The organism is Sphingopyxis sp. SE2 (assembly GCF_032227185.1).
In the GTDB taxonomy this organism is placed as follows: domain Bacteria; phylum Pseudomonadota; class Alphaproteobacteria; order Sphingomonadales; family Sphingomonadaceae; genus Sphingopyxis.
This window is the reverse complement of sequence record NZ_JAPMXW010000001.1, coordinates 689651-702532: the sequence shown is the minus strand read 5'-3', so window position 1 is coordinate 702532 and position 12882 is coordinate 689651. Positions and strand designations below refer to the sequence as shown.

The 12882-nt window shown below is 64.8% G+C and carries 13 protein-coding genes and 2 tRNA genes; 9 read left to right on the top strand and 6 right to left on the bottom strand.

Annotated elements, in window-relative coordinates; all coding sequences use genetic code 11:
- Together OVY29_RS03155 and OVY29_RS03150 are read right to left on the bottom strand one after the other, a co-directional pair.
- Nucleotides 1-708: a hypothetical protein gene (locus OVY29_RS03155; protein WP_313910873.1), complete on the bottom strand. Its 708-nt coding sequence runs from the start codon at nucleotides 706-708 to the stop codon at nucleotides 1-3.
- Complete coding sequence (locus OVY29_RS03150; protein WP_313910872.1) at nucleotides 705-1262, bottom strand: hypothetical protein; 558 nt, start codon at nucleotides 1260-1262, stop codon at nucleotides 705-707. The genes OVY29_RS03155 and OVY29_RS03150 overlap by 4 nt, the downstream gene beginning before the upstream one ends.
- A 152-nt stretch (nucleotides 1263-1414) precedes the next feature.
- On the opposite strand from OVY29_RS03150, the gene OVY29_RS03145 reads away from it, so the two are divergent.
- Nucleotides 1415-1861: an RrF2 family transcriptional regulator gene (locus OVY29_RS03145; protein ID WP_037553535.1), complete on the top strand. Its 447-nt coding sequence runs from the start codon at nucleotides 1415-1417 to the stop codon at nucleotides 1859-1861.
- Between the two features lie 286 nt (nucleotides 1862-2147).
- Here OVY29_RS03145 and OVY29_RS03140 read toward each other — a convergent pair.
- Together OVY29_RS03140 and OVY29_RS03135 are read right to left on the bottom strand one after the other, a co-directional pair.
- A tRNA-Ala gene (locus tag OVY29_RS03140) sits at nucleotides 2148-2223 on the bottom strand.
- Between the two features lie 143 nt (nucleotides 2224-2366).
- Nucleotides 2367-2690 (bottom strand): TIGR02300 family protein, encoded by a 324-nt coding sequence (locus OVY29_RS03135; RefSeq protein WP_037553534.1) that lies wholly within the window; start codon nucleotides 2688-2690, stop codon nucleotides 2367-2369.
- A 125-nt stretch (nucleotides 2691-2815) separates the two neighbouring features.
- Between OVY29_RS03135 and aroA the strand changes: the two genes are divergently transcribed.
- From aroA to OVY29_RS03115, 4 genes are all read left to right on the top strand, one after another.
- The gene (gene aroA / locus OVY29_RS03130; RefSeq protein WP_313910871.1) at nucleotides 2816-4144 is read left to right on the top strand and encodes a 3-phosphoshikimate 1-carboxyvinyltransferase; all 1329 of its coding nucleotides are present in this window, start codon (nucleotides 2816-2818) and stop codon (nucleotides 4142-4144) included.
- Complete coding sequence (locus OVY29_RS03125; protein WP_313910870.1) at nucleotides 4141-4770, top strand: d(CMP) kinase; 630 nt, start codon at nucleotides 4141-4143, stop codon at nucleotides 4768-4770. Before aroA ends, OVY29_RS03125 begins: the two co-directional genes overlap by 4 nt.
- Nucleotides 4771-5191: 421 nt before the next feature.
- Entirely contained in the window at nucleotides 5192-6904 is a 1713-nt protein-coding gene (gene rpsA / locus OVY29_RS03120; RefSeq protein WP_037553530.1) for a 30S ribosomal protein S1, read from the top strand.
- Nucleotides 6905-7109: 205 nt separating this feature from the next.
- Nucleotides 7110-7388, top strand: coding sequence for an integration host factor subunit beta (locus OVY29_RS03115; protein ID WP_037553529.1), 279 nt, complete (start codon nucleotides 7110-7112; stop codon nucleotides 7386-7388).
- A 118-nt stretch (nucleotides 7389-7506) separates the two neighbouring features.
- On the opposite strand, the gene OVY29_RS03110 is transcribed toward OVY29_RS03115, so the two are convergent.
- Together OVY29_RS03110 and OVY29_RS03105 are read right to left on the bottom strand one after the other, a co-directional pair.
- On the bottom strand, nucleotides 7507-8274 hold the full coding sequence (locus OVY29_RS03110; protein WP_313910869.1) for an ABC transporter permease: 768 nt from the start codon (nucleotides 8272-8274) through the stop codon (nucleotides 7507-7509).
- Nucleotides 8271-9218 (bottom strand): ABC transporter ATP-binding protein, encoded by a 948-nt coding sequence (locus OVY29_RS03105; RefSeq protein WP_313910868.1) that lies wholly within the window; start codon nucleotides 9216-9218, stop codon nucleotides 8271-8273. Before OVY29_RS03105 ends, OVY29_RS03110 begins: the two co-directional genes overlap by 4 nt.
- Before the next feature lie 88 nt (nucleotides 9219-9306).
- Here OVY29_RS03105 and OVY29_RS03100 point away from each other — a divergent pair.
- The 4 genes from OVY29_RS03100 to OVY29_RS03085 all read left to right on the top strand — a co-directional run bounded on the left by OVY29_RS03100 (nucleotide 9307) and on the right by OVY29_RS03085 (nucleotide 12839).
- Nucleotides 9307-9392 (top strand) — tRNA-Leu (locus OVY29_RS03100).
- 20 nt (nucleotides 9393-9412) lie between these two features.
- A complete protein-coding gene (locus OVY29_RS03095; RefSeq protein WP_313910867.1) occupies nucleotides 9413-10765 on the top strand; it encodes an alpha/beta hydrolase in 1353 nt (450 codons plus the stop codon).
- Nucleotides 10766-10853: 88 nt separating this feature from the next.
- Nucleotides 10854-12374 carry an ABC transporter substrate-binding protein gene (locus tag OVY29_RS03090; protein ID WP_313910866.1) on the top strand — a complete coding sequence of 507 codons (1521 nt, stop codon included), beginning with the start codon at nucleotides 10854-10856 and terminating at the stop codon, nucleotides 12372-12374.
- Between the two features lie 42 nt (nucleotides 12375-12416).
- Nucleotides 12417-12839 (top strand): DUF4112 domain-containing protein, encoded by a 423-nt coding sequence (locus OVY29_RS03085; protein WP_313910865.1) that lies wholly within the window; start codon nucleotides 12417-12419, stop codon nucleotides 12837-12839.
- Nucleotides 12840-12882 lie beyond the last annotated feature (43 nt).

The window sequence follows — 12882 nt, the reverse complement described above, 5'->3', positions numbered from 1 at the left end:
CTAATCAAATGTGGCGTTCACGACGCCATATTTGAGCGCTTCATCCATGGTAAGGCAGCGGCGGGTCGACTTGTCGGCACCGCTGCCTTTCACCGCTTTCTGCTTGTACATGATATCGGTGAGCAGTTCGCGGGATAGGAACATGCGGATCATAAAGTCATTATCTTCGCTCGCAAGCTGCGCCGCATCCTGCTCGATTTCGCCGATCAGCTCGGTGGTCGCGTCGGTTCCCATGGCGACGCTATAGTCGATCGTGCTGCGATCGCCGGTCCGCGTGAACATATGGACGATGAACTGACCGCCGGGATCGATCGTGCGCGATCGCCCGCCCATGAACATGAAGTTACAGGCGCTGTAACAGGCCCAACCCGAAGGAATCCGCGTGATGACGTCCAGCGTGTCGCGGATCAGGCGGCCCGCTTCATTGCCAGCGCGCGCATCGCCTCCGGGCGAACTGAGCCATATTTCATCGAGCCCCGGATGCTTGGCGAGCACGGCCTTGAGCCGGGGCACGACATCCTTGTCGATACGCCCCTCGCCCTTAATGATCTTCCATCCGTCCTTTTCGAAATAGGTGAATTGCATCTGCGGGTTGGTCGACCAGCCCGGATCGAGCGGACAGGTCGGGTTGACCGGGTCCATCGCCGGCTTGGCGCCGAGCGCGAGGAGCGCGGCGGTAGCAATCGAAAGGCGGGCCAGCCGCTTCATGCCGCGACCACATATCGCGCTTGTCCCGGTTCCTTGCACATCCGCTTGGTCACGCGCGTTTCTTCGCCCTCAACGATGATGAAGTCGGTGACGTTCATACAGCGCCGCCCGCCGCTTTCGACGTTGATCGAAGCCACGGTCGACGACCCGCTGACGTTCGCGCGCGTCTCGCTCGTCCAGTTGGCGGTCGCGCCCACCTCTTCGCCGCGCGTCGCCTCCTCGGTCGCAGCCGCTGCCTGCACCTGCTCGGCGGGGTCGAGGCGGCAGGCGATCGCGTCGGTGAGCGTCCCGCTCACCTCCGCGATCGGCACATAGGAGTAGACGCCGGCCTTGCTCGCCACGTCGCCGACCGCGTCGTTGATGACATTGCCCAATATGTTGCGGCCGATGCCGCTGCCCTTCTTGCCCTTGGGGCAGCCGCCATTGTCGTCTTCGCTCGGCTTGGGCGCCGGGGTCGTCACCTTGCGAAGCAGGCTGCCGAACTGCGCCTGCGCGGGCGCCACCGCGAGCAGGCAGGCCGCCAGCACGGCGGGAGTCGCCAATAATTTCCGCATCATCTCATCCACCCTTGTCGCGCCCGGTTCCGGGCCACCATGCGACCATTTATAGACGGGTTCATGCCACCCGCTGTGATTTTCATCAACCGTGCAACATTTGTCATCCAGACAGGTTGAATTAAGGTCGATTATGTCACAGTAACGCCGCCATGCTCTCGCAGAAGACCCGCTATACGATCCGCGCGTTCCAGCACCTTGCCGACCATTGGGGCAAAGGGCAGGTGCAGCTTGCGGATATCGCGGACGCCCAGAACATCCCGCCCAAATTCCTGACCGTTATCCTGTCCGAAATGGCGCGCGAAGGCCTGCTCATCTCGCAGCGCGGGCGCGACGGCGGCTATCAGCTCGCCCTACCGCCGATCGACATCAGCTATGGCGACCTCGTCCGGCTGACGCGCGGTTCGCTCGCGCTCGTCCCCTGCGCAAGCCGAAATGCGCATGAGCATTGCAAGAATTGCCTGCCCGAACGGGATTGCCGGATGCGCAGCCTGATGCTCCGGGTTCGCGACGACACCGCGGCGATCCTCGACCGCATCACGCTCGCCGACTCGATCGAACTGGCACCGCTGTTCGACAAGGAAGAAGCGGCCGAATAGCCGTATCGCGATGCAGCGGAATGGCGGTAGCGACCAGGAGCGGACGTTAAATCCTCCCTGCGGCGAAGCCGTGGGGAGGGGGACCACCGCGAAGCGGTGGCGGAGGGGCCGCGAAGTCGCGCTAACGCCCCTCCGTCAGCGGCTCCGCCGCTGCTGCAACCTCCCCATCGCTGCGCGACAGGGAGGAGCTTAGGGCAGCTCCCCAGCCCAAAGCAGACCTCGCCATCCAGTTCGACGGCAGACCGCAGACCACAAAAAAGGCCCGCTTTCGCGGGCCTTTTTGTAATGGTGGAGCCTAGCGGGATCGAACCGCTGACCTCCTGCATGCCATGCAGGCGCTCTCCCAGCTGAGCTAAGGCCCCGTGCCATTTCGCGTGTCGCCCTCGCCAATATCGCTGGCTGCTGCGACCGGGACGCCGCCTTTAGCAGCGCCGCCGCGTGATGCAAGGGGCCAAATCATCTTTCGAAGCTTTTTTAGCCCCCCGAAATCAAAACCCGGGAATTATCAGCTTTCGTCGTCCTCGTCGTCGCCGGTGGCCACGCCCAGATCGTCGTCACCGCCCAGATCGACGTCATTGTCCGGCGAATCGCTGTCCTCGTCGACATCGACGTCCAGATCCAGATCCTCGTCGGTGCTTTCTTCCTTCGCGACCTTGCCGGGCTTCTCGGCTTCCTCGAACGGCATCGGCTGCTTCGATTTCAGGACCGATTCCGGGATCCAGCTATAGCCGCAATTGATGCAGCTGATCGGATCATCTTTGGTCAAATCATAGAATCGGGTGGCGCATTTCGGGCAGCTGCGCTTCGTGCCCCATTCAGCCTTAATCATAAACGCCTCATAATCCTTTGGAAACAGGATAGAAATATCGGAAAAGCGACGGCACCTGAATAGCTATCCGTCAAATCGGCGTGCGCCTTGCCAGATTGCAAGGCCGCTGTCAAAAGCCGCACGCCATGACCGATCAAACCGCCACGCCGCGCAGCTTTTCCGCTTCCGTTCCGCTCAAAGGCAGGATCGCGATCCCGGGGGACAAGAGCATCTCGCACCGCTCGCTGATGCTGTCGGCGCTTGCGGTCGGCGAAAGCCGCGTCGCCGGTCTGCTTGAGGGGCATGATATCCTCGCGACGGCAGCCGCGATGCGCGCGATGGGCGCGACGATCGAACGGCGGGACGACGGCGAATGGCGCATCCACGGCGTCGGGGTCGGCGGACTGCTCCAGCCGCGCGAAGCGCTCGACATGGGCAACAGCGGCACCTCGACCCGCCTGCTGATGGGCCTCGTCGCGAGCCACCCGATCACCGCGACCTTCGTCGGCGACGCCAGCCTGTCGGGGCGCCCGATGGGCCGCGTCATCGATCCGCTGGCGCAGATGGGCGCCGACATCAGCGCCTCGCCGGGAGGCCTCCTGCCGCTGATGGTCCGCGGCCTCGCTCCCGCCATCCCCCTTTCCTATCGCCTGCCGATGGCGTCGGCGCAGGTGAAGAGCGCGGTGCTGCTTGCGGGGCTCAACACGCCCGGCATTACCGAGGTGATCGAGCCGGTGCCAACGCGCGACCATAGCGAGCGCATGCTGCGCGGTTTCGGCGCCGAGCTGACCGTCGAGACCGATGGCGACGGCACGCGACATATCCGCATTCGCGGCGAAGCCGAATTGCGACCGCAGACGATCGTCGTCCCCGGCGACCCCTCGTCCGCAGCCTTCTTCATCGTCGCGGCGCTGGTCGTGCCCGGATCGGACGTCACCATCGCCAATGTCGGCCTGAACCCGACGCGTGCGGGCCTTGTCGAGGTGCTGCAGGCGATGGGCGGCAACATCACCCTCCTCGATGCGCGCGAAGTCGGCGGCGAGCCCGTCGCCGACCTGCGCGTCCGCCACAGCAACCTCAAGGGCATCGCGGTCGATCCCGCCGTCGCGCCGAGCATGATCGACGAATTCCCGATCCTGTTCGTCGCCGCCGCGCTCGCCGAGGGCCGCACGGTGACGACCGGGCTCGACGAGCTCCGCGTCAAGGAAAGCGACCGCCTCGCCGTGATGGCGGCCGGCCTGAAAGCGATCGGCGCGCGCGTCGAGGAAAGCGAAGACGGCCTCGTCATCGACGGCACCGGCGGCGACCCGCTGCCCGGCGGAGCGACCATCGCCGGCCATCTCGACCACCGCATCTGCATGAGCTTCGCGGTCGCGGGCCTTGTCAGCAAAGCGCCGGTGACGATCGACGACATCGCGCCGGTCGCGACCAGCTTCCCCAATTTCGAAACGCTGCTGGCGGGCTTGCAGCAATGATTATCGCGGTCGACGGTCCCACCGCGTCGGGCAAGGGCACGATCGCCCGGGCGCTCGCGGCGCATTTCGGTCTCCCCGTGCTCGACACGGGCCTCCTCTATCGCGCGGTCGGTTATCAGACCCAGCTCAACCACGGCGATCCCGACAATGCCGCCGACGCGCTCGCCGCGTGCGATTTTCCGAACCGCCTGTTGGACGATCCGGCGCTGCGTTTCGAAAGCACGGGCAGCCTCGCCAGCCGCGCGTCGGTCCATCCCGCGGTGCGCGCCGCGCTGCTCCAGCGCCAGGTCGATTTCGCGAACCAGCCGGGCGGCGCGGTGCTCGACGGGCGCGACATCGGCACGGTGATCGCCCCGCACGCCGACGCCAAATTGTTCGTCACCGCCTCGCCCGAGGAACGCGCGCGCCGCCGCCATGCCGAGATGGCCGCGCGCGGCGTCGAGGTCAGTTTCGACGCGGTGCTCGCCGACGTCCATGCGCGCGACGCGCGCGACACCGGCCGCGCCGACGCGCCGCTGCTTCGCGCCGAGGACGCGATGCTGCTCGACAATAGCGAGATGGACCGCGACGCCGCGATCGCCGCCGCGATCGCCTTCGTCGAGGAGCGCCGCAAGGCACGGGGCTAGGCTGTATCGACATTCAAAAGATGGCGAGTCGAAAATGGTGGTTTTCCGTGACCCGGAGCGCAGCGTGCTTTCTGCACGTGAGCACCGGAAGCGCGGAAGGCCGCCATTTGCAGACCGCCATGGCTGAATGTCGATACAGCCTAGAACCGGCTTTCCGCCTTGCTTTTGCAAGGGCTGCGGACTATATGCGCGCCGTCCGACGGGCTATTTGCCGGTCGAGGCACGGACAAACCGCCGCTCCAGACTCGAGCGTCGGGCGCGACGGGGCTCACCCATCGCGCCCCTTTTGCTTTGCCCCTGCCTTGCCCTGCGAAAGGTTCGAAGGATGTCATGCTCCGCATCCGGCGGGCAGGACGGATCGGCCACAAGACCAGCGGAACCAACCGCTTGGCCGGAACAAATGAAGTAAGGAAAACACTCTATGGCCTCTACGGCTTTTCCGTCGCGCGACGATTTCGCCGCGATGCTCGACGAATCGCTGGGTGGTGCTGATGGCGGCTTTGAAGGCCGCGTCGTCAAGGGCACCGTGACCGCGATCGAGAACGACCTGGCAGTGATCGACATCGGCCTGAAGAGCGAAGGCCGCGTGCCGCTTCGCGAATTCGCGATGCCGGGCCAGAAGGCCGATCTCAACGTCGGCGACGAAGTCGAAGTCTATGTCGACCGCGTCGAAAACGCCAATGGCGAAACCATGCTGTCGCGCGACCGTGCTCGCCGCGAAGCCGCGTGGGACCGCCTCGAAGAAGAATTCAACAAGGAAGCCCGCGTCGAAGGCGTCATCTTCGGCCGCGTCAAGGGCGGCTTCACCGTCGACCTCGGCGGCGCCGTGGCGTTCCTTCCGGGTTCGCAAGTCGACATCCGCCCCGTGCGCGACGTCGGCCCGCTCATGGACCTGCCGCAGCCCTTCCAGATCCTCAAGATGGATCGCCGCCGCGGCAATATCGTCGTGTCGCGCCGCGCCATCCTCGAGGAAACGCGCGCCGAACAGCGTTCGGGCCTGATCCAGAACCTCGAAGAGGGCCAGATCATCGAAGGCGCGGTCAAGAACATCACCGATTATGGTGCGTTCGTCGACCTCGGCGGCATCGACGGCCTGCTCCATGTCACCGACATGAGCTACAAGCGCGTCAACCACCCGAGCGAAGTCATCAACATCGGTGACACCGTCCGCGTCCAGATCATCCGCATCAACCGCGACACGCAGCGCATCAGCCTCGGCATGAAGCAGCTCGAAAGCGATCCGTGGGAAGGCGTCGCCGCCAAATATCCGGTCGGCGCCAAGCTCACCGGCACGGTCACGAACATCACCGATTACGGCGCGTTCGTCGAACTCGAAGCCGGCATCGAAGGCCTGGTCCACGTCAGCGAAATGTCGTGGGTCAAGAAGAACGTCCACCCCGGCAAAATCGTTTCGACGAGCCAGGAAGTCGACGTCATCGTCCTCGAAGTCGACAGCGACAAGCGCCGCATCTCGCTCGGCCTCAAGCAGGCCCAGTCGAATCCGTGGGGCGCCTTTGCGGAAGCCCACCCGGTCGGCTCGGTCGTCGAAGGCGAAGTCAAGAACGCGACCGAATTCGGTCTGTTCGTCGGCCTGCCGGGCGACGTCGACGGCATGGTCCACATGTCGGACATCGCGTGGGGCATCTCGGGCGAAGAAGCGCTGCACCTCCACCGCAAGGGCGAGGCCGTGCAGGTCGTCGTTCTCGACGTCGATGTCGAGAAGGAACGCATCAGCCTCGGCATCAAGCAGCTTGAAAAGGGCGCCCCGGCCGTTGGCGGCGGCGTTGCCGCAGCGGGTTCGCTGAAGAAAAACGACATCGTCACTGTCTCGGTCCTCGAAGTCCGCGACAACGGCCTCGAAGTGCAGGCCGGCGAAGATGGCGCCACCGGCTTCATCAAGCGCGCCGACCTTGGCCGCGACCGCGACGAACAGCGCGCCGAACGCTATCAGGTCGGTCAGAAGTTCGACGCGATGGTCATCGGTTTCGACCGTTCGAAAAAGCCGAACTTCTCGGTCAAGGCGATGCAGATCGCCGAAGAGAAGGAAGCCGTCGCGCAGTACGGCTCGTCGGACTCGGGTGCGTCGCTCGGCGACATCCTCGGCGAAGCGCTGAAGGCCGGCAAGAAGGACTGATCCTCCTTCCGCCGTCAGGCACAGCAAAGGCCCGCAGAGTGTCCCTCTGCGGGCCTTTTTCTTGTCGTGATATATTTTTGTTGACCGGACAGTGATTCGTGATACCTTCGCAGTGCGTTGGGAGGGGTCTCACGCACTAGGGGCCGGCAACGACCGGAACCCGCCTCGGCGGGAAATGCGTGGCTGTATATATTAGGGGAAGCACATGATCCGGTCAGAACTGGTTCAAAAGATCGCGAACGAAAACAGCGATTTGCGGCTCGAGGAAGTCGAGCGTATCGTCGATGCCTTTTTCGATTCCATTGTCGATCAGCTCGCGGCGGGCGGCCGCGTCGAACTCCGCGGCTTCGGCGCCTTCTCGACGCGCGCGCGCGAATCGCGCACCGGTCGCAATCCCCGCACCGGAGCCGCCGTCGATGTAAAGGCGAAAAACGTGCCCTATTTCAAACCCGGCAAGGAAATGCGCGAGCGTTTGAACAGCTGAGCAACCGACCTTTTTCTCGTCATCCCGGCGAAGGCCGGGATCTCACCGCAACCCCGGGACGCCACGTCGAGATTCCGGCCTTCGCCGGAATGACACGCTGCTTGTGGTCGGCATTGCCTCAGTTCTTGAGCCGGTATCCGGTGCGGAACATCCAGAAAATCACGCCGAGGCACAGCGCCAGGAACAGCGCCACCGCGCCCATGCTCACCTCGATCCCGACGTCACCCTTGCCGAAGAAGGTCCAGCGGAACCCGCTGATCAGATAGACGACGGGATTGAACAAAGTCACCGTCCGCCACGCCGCGGGCAGCATGTCGAGCGAATAGAAGGCGCCGCCCAGAAAGGTCAGCGGATAGACGACCAGCATCGGGATGACCTGAAGCTGTTCGAAGCTCTGCGCCCAGATGCCGATGATGAAGCCGAACAGGCAGAATGTCACCGCCATCAGGATCATGAAGGCGGCCATCAGCAGCGGGTGCGCGACCTGCACGTCGACGAACAGGTGCGCGGTCGCGAAAATGATCGACCCGATCACGACCGACTTGGTCGCGGCGGCACCGACATAGGCGATCACCGTTTCCAGAGGCGACAGCGGCGCCGACAGCATCTCGTAGATCGTGCCCGTCCATTTGGGCATATAGATGCCGAACGACGCGTTGCTGATACTTTCGGTGAACATCGTCAGCATCATCAGTCCGGGGACGATGAAGGCACCATAGGGCACGTCGCTGACCTCGGCCATCCGGCTGCCGATCGCCGATCCGAAGACGACGAAATAGAGCGCCGTGGTGATCACCGGCAGCATCAGGCTGGTCCAGAAGGTGCGCCCGAATCGGGCCATTTCGAAAGCGTAGATCGCGCGCACGCCGCGCCAGTTCGCGGTCATGCGGCTTCTCCCTTCGTACCGTTCGATTCGTGAACCAGCCCGACGAAAATATCCTCGAGCGAGCTTTGCCTTGTGTGCAGATCCTTGAACGCTACGCCGATGTCGGTCATCCGCCGCAGCAGCGACGGCACCCCGGTGGCCTCGGCGCGGCTGTCGAACTCATAGACCAACTCATTGCCCTCGCCCGCAAGTTCGAGCTTCCATTGCGCCAGCTCGTCGGGAATCGCCGCGAGCGGTTCGGCGAGGTTGAGCGTCAGCGTCTTGCGCCCGAGCTTCTTGATCAACTCGTCCTTCTGCTCGACCAGAATCAGCCGCCCGCCGGTGATCACCCCGACGCGGTCGGCCATTTCCTCGGCCTCCTCGATATAGTGGGTGGTGAGGATGATCGTGACCCCGCGCTCGCGCAAACCGCGCACCATGTTCCACATGTCGCGGCGCAGCTCGACATCGACGCCCGCGGTGGGTTCGTCGAGAAACAGGATTTCGGGTTCGTGGGAGAGCGCCTTGGCGATCATCACGCGGCGCTTCATCCCACCCGACAATTCCATAATCTTGGAATCGCGCTTGTCCCACAGCGACAGATCCTTGAGCAGTTGCTCGACGAACGCCGTGTCCTTGGGCCTACCGAACAATCCGCGCGAGAAGCTGACCGTCGCCATCACGCTTTCGAACGCATCGGTATGGAGCTCCTGCGGCACCAGCCCGATCATCGCGCGCGCGGCGCGATAGTCGCGGGCGTGATCATGTCCGCCGACGGTGATCGTCCCCGCGCTGGGCGTGACGATGCCGCAGACGATGCTGATCATAGTCGTCTTGCCCGCGCCGTTCGGCCCGAGCAGCGCGAAAATCTCGCCTTTGTTGATCGAAAGGTCGACATCGCTCAGCGCTTTATGACCACTCTTATATGTTTTTCCGAGGCCGGAAATCTGGAGAACCACTGTCATGCCATGCGTTTAGCCCAGCCGCCGCATCGCGTGAAGCGCCAAACATCGCTTGACCTCACCCGGCCCATCGGCTTGACCAAGCCCCGGCGCGGACGTGGCGAAATCGGTAGACGCAGCAGACTTAAAATCTGCCGGCCTAGTGTCATGCGGGTTCAAGTCCCGCCGTCCGCACCATGTTTCACGCACGAGGCCTCATGCTGACAGCCAAATCCACGCTTCGCGGCAACGACGCCATTTCACGGCATCTGGCTGCCCTGATCGCCGCCTTGCTCGTCGCAGCCCCGGCCATCGCGGCGGAAACCGACTGCGCACAGGGTGCATATCGCCTGTCCGGCGGCGCCATCATCGACGTCGCCGCGGCGAGCGAAGGCGCGCTGCGCTGGCGCGGTCTCGACGGGGCGAGCGGCGAGTTGAAACGCGATGGCGATCACTGGGCGGGCACCACCGGCTGGACGGGGCGCCCCGACGGGCTGACGGTCCGTTTCGACTGCGCGGCGGAAACGATGCAGTTCGGCGAGCGCAGCGGGCAGCGGATCGCGCTCGAAACGCGCGAGACCAGCTTCACCAGCCACGGCACCCGCCTCGTCGGACGGCTGGTGATGCCGCCCGGCAACGGCCCCGTCCCGATCGTCGTGCTGCTCCACGGCGCGGAATTCGCATCGGCGCGCGATACCAATTCGCTGCAGCGCATGCTTCCCGCCGCGGGTGTCGGCGCCTTCGTCTATGACAAGCGCGGCACCGGCGCGTCGGGCGACAAATATACGCAGGTCTTCTCGCTGCTCGCCGACGACGCCGTCGCCGCGCTCGCCGAGACGCGGCGGATGGCGGGTGCGCGCGGGACGCGCTTCGGTTTTCAGGGGCCGAGCCAAGGCGGCTGGATCGCACCACTCGCGGCGACGCGCACGCAGGTCGACTTCCTGATCGTCAGCTTCGGCCTCGCGGTGTCGGTCGCCGACGAGGATCGCGAAGCCATCGCGTTTCAGATGGGGCTCAAGGGCTATGGCCCCGACGTGATCGCCAAGGCGCAGGAAATCGGCGCCGCGACAACCCGCATCTTCGCAAGCGGCATGAGCGACGGGATCGAGGAGCTCGACGCGGTCCGGGCGCGCTATCGCAATGCCCCGTGGTACAAGGATGTCTACGGCAACTACACCCACCTCATCCTTGGCATGGCCGCCGAAGAGATCAGGACCAAGGGGCAGGTCTATCGGTTCGGCACGCCGATCCACTACGACCCGATGCCGACGCTCCGCGCGGTCGACGTGCCGCAGCTCTGGGCGCTCGGCGGGCAGGATATTGACGCGCCGGCGGGTGAAACCGCCCGGCGGATCAAAGGGCTGATCGCCGCAGGCCAGCCGATCACCCTCGCTGTCTTCCCCAAGGCCGAACATGGCATGACCGAATTCGAAACCGCGCCCGATGGATCGCGCGTGTCGACCCGCTTCACGCCGGGCTATTTCCGGTTGCTGATCGACTATGCCAAGGGGGTGCAGCTCGCGTCCGCATATGGCGATGCCGAAATAATGCGCCCGGCAACGACGAAATGACACCTGGAGGCTCGAACTTTTCCAGCAACTTATGCTGCGGTCCGGATGACCGCTTCCGGTTTTACCGCTTATCATTATGATGCCTGCCATGCCGCACCAAGACGATCACCCGGCCAGGAGAAAGACGCGCCACGGCCACGATATCGGCCTCACCATCCTGATCGCCTTGAGCCTCGCCGGTTGCGACCTGTTCGGCGAGCGCGGCCCCGTCAAGATCGCCGCGATCGGGACGCTCAACCTCGCCGCGACGCCGCTTTCCGGCGAATTGTCGGCTGCCAACGCCGCGCTGCTCGACGCGACCTCGCAGGGGCTCGTCAGCTATGACGGCGAGGGTCAGATCGACACCGGCCTCGCCGATCGCTGGACCGTCACCACCGACGGGCGCAGCTATATTTTCCGCCTCCGCGAAGCCAAATGGACCAACGGGCGCAAGGTGACGGCCGAGGATGTCGCCGAGATCCTGCGCTCCCACCTCGCGCCCTCCAGCCGCCACATCCTAAAGGACGATTTTCCGGAGGTCGAGACGATCAAGGCGATGACCGACGCTGTGATCGAAATCCGCCTCTCGGTGCCGCAACCCGCGCTCCTCGAACTGCTCGCCCAGCCGTCGATGGCGATCGTCAACAAGGGCATGGGCTGGGGCCCGATGCGCGCGCGCAAGATCGGAAATGCGGTGCGACTCTCGCCCGTTCCCGACCCGCTCGCCGAAGATCCGGAGGCCGCCGAGGCGGCGGCGAACGACCCCGCCGCCGCGATCGAACTCGTCGGCACCTCGCCCGAGGGCGCGGTCGCGCGGTTCAAAAATGGCTATGCCGACGGGGTGATCGGCGGCCGCTTTTCGACCCTGCCCTATTTTGTGGCGTCGAACATCGGCCGCTCGCGCCTCGTCGTCGATCCCGTGCCCGGGCTGTTCGGTCTGTCTTTCGTGCGCGCCGAGGGCTTCCTCGCGACCGACGTCAACCGCGACGCGCTCGTCCGCGCGGTGCGACGCGAGCGGCTGATCGAAGCCTTTGGTCTCGCCGAGTGGCAGCAGCAGGTCACGCTGCGCCCCGCGCTCTACGCGCGCGATGGCGGCCCGGTGCCGCTGGTTCCCGCCTGGGCCGAATTCGACGAAGCCTCGCGCCTTGCCCAAGCGAAGCGCGTGGTCGATGCGTGGCGCGCCGCGGGACGCGAGATCGAACCGCTGCGCATCGCGGTTCCCGACACCCCGGGCGGGCGCATATTGTTCGCCTATGTCGCCGCCGACTTCAACGCGATCGGCGTGCCGAGCCGCCGCGTCGCGATGGCGTCGAAAGCCGACCTGCGCCTGATCGACGAGGTTGCGCCGAACGACGATCCGATCTGGGCGCTGCGCCGCCTGTCGTGCCGGCGCGACACGCTGTGCAATCGCGAGGCGCAGGACCTGATCGCGCTGGCGACCGCCAACATCGACATCGGCCAGCGCCGCCAGCAGATCAGCGACGCCGAGAAGGTGCTCGCGCGTTACGCGCCCTTCATTCCGATCGCGACGCCGCTGCGCTGGTCGGTCGCGTCGCAGCGCCTGACCGGGCTGCGCGCCAACGGCCGCGCGCAGCACCCATTGAATCATCTGATCGACTTACCTAACTAATACAGTGGCGCTTCAAGTTCGGGCGCTTTTGAAAGGACCCCGATGGCCCCTTCGCCCCCCAACCCCGACGCGATCTTCGACGCGCTGATCGCGAACCGGACCGACCCGGCCGCGCTGCGCAAGCGCGTCGAGACGCTCGAAATTCTGCTCGAACGCAGCTTCGTCATCCCCGGCATCAACCGCCCCGTCGGGCTCGACGCGATCGTCGGCCTCGTCCCCGTCGTCGGCGACGTCATCGCGGCGACGATGGGCGCCTACCTCATCTGGGAAGCGCGCAACCTCGGCATGCCGAAATGGAAAATCTGGCGGATGATCGGCAATCTCGGCGTCGATACCGCGCTCGGCGCGGTGCCGCTCGTCGGCGACGTTTTCGACTTCTTCTTCCGCTCGAACACGCGGAACCTCAAGATCATCAAGAAGCATCTCGACAAGCATCATCCGGGCACGATCATCATTGACCAATAGCCGCTTCGCCATCTTCCCTCGGGGTGTGTAATGCTGCTAGCAC